Here is a 1385-nt window from a genome sequence, read left to right as displayed (position 1 = left end):
GGGCAACATGCCATTGAATAATAATGCTAATGCGGTAGACGCACTGATCCCTTGCTTTTTACAACTTGATAAGTAACTACGCAGCCCAAAAAACATCTTAGCGCCATTGTCACTTCTAAAACAGCCTGATATTTTTTGTTGGACTTTCGCCATTCTTAAGTCATTCTCACCTTGATTGTTTGTAAATGGGACTGAGTTCTCCGTCATGAATCGGAGTACATCACTTTCATAATGTTGCAATCGCTCAAGTAAGTTACGTGATTTAGTTTTCTTCGGTCGCCCCCGCTTACCTTCTACGGGGAGCGGCGCGGGGCTTTCTTTTTCACCCGCTTTTAAAATAGCGTGATAGCCCAGTATTACTGCCTTTTGCCTGTCAGGGCTGAGTATCCCACCTGCTTTATCGACCTCTTGATTAAGCGCGATTAAATACCCCCGCATTTCCTCTGCCCACATTTGGTTATCTTGCTCATAGGCTCGAAGTAATTCACGCAAGTGATGCGCATTGCATAACGAATGTTGGCATTCATAACGATAATAGGGCTTCCAATGATCATGACACATCACGCCAGTAAAGTGAGGCAATATGCCAATGTCATCCATTGCTTCAGCGCCTCTTTTTTCATGTGCTGATAAATAAGTCCATGATGCAGAAGAGGCGTTATGTAACCATTGTCTTTTTCCGTTGATGTTGATCCCCGTTTCATCCGTGTGCAATGTCTTTTCTTTAACTAAGTTGGCTTTGATAATCACCAAGGCTTGAGTGTCTTCTAACTTAGCATACGCGGTGCTGATAAAGTTAAAAAGGCTGCCGCTACTGAGTGGAATACCAAGTTGGTCGGTGAAGTACTCTCGAATACGTTCATAAGGAAGTAACTGGTATTGAGAAAGGTAAACGGCATGCGCCTTTAATTCATTCCCATATTGAATTCGACTTTTTACGTTATTAGGAAACTCAGCAGCAAAGCGTTTGCCAAACTCATCTTCAAGTATTTGTGCTCGGTATTCTGTGACAACGCGCTTGAATTCAATGTCAACGACTTGGCGAACTTCTTCACCTACAGAGGTATACTTACCGGGCGGTAAAAGCGCTTTATCAAGCGTTAATATATGCGTGATATCGGGTGCTATTTCTTGCTCTAGAGTGGTGCCTTTATGGCCTTTTTGTCCACCGGGTTGACGATTGCTATTAGCGTTTGAATTCTTCTTTCTGTTTGGATCTGAAGACGGTGGTTTGCTGCTATTGCGACTGTTAAGCCCCAGACGCTGAGAAAGTAACGTAACAATAAGTAGCAGTAAATCGATCGCAGCACGCATTGACGTCGATAACGTTTTATCTGCTTCAATTTGTGCTTTAATATTGTCGATATTCGACTCGATATCGATCC

General features: G+C 43.0%; 1 protein-coding gene. It reads right to left on the bottom strand.

Going from position 1 to position 1385, the window contains the following annotated elements:
• Window positions 1–1383: IS66 family transposase (locus HH219_RS21595; RefSeq protein WP_169328595.1), on the bottom strand; the 1383-nt coding region annotated here is incomplete at its 3' end.
• Window positions 1384–1385 lie beyond the last annotated feature (2 nt).

It is taken from the genome of Pseudoalteromonas sp. NEC-BIFX-2020_015 (genome assembly GCF_012952265.1).
Taxonomy (GTDB): Bacteria; Pseudomonadota; Gammaproteobacteria; order Enterobacterales; family Alteromonadaceae; genus Pseudoalteromonas; species Pseudoalteromonas neustonica.
This window is presented reverse-complemented; position numbering and strand designations above follow the sequence as displayed.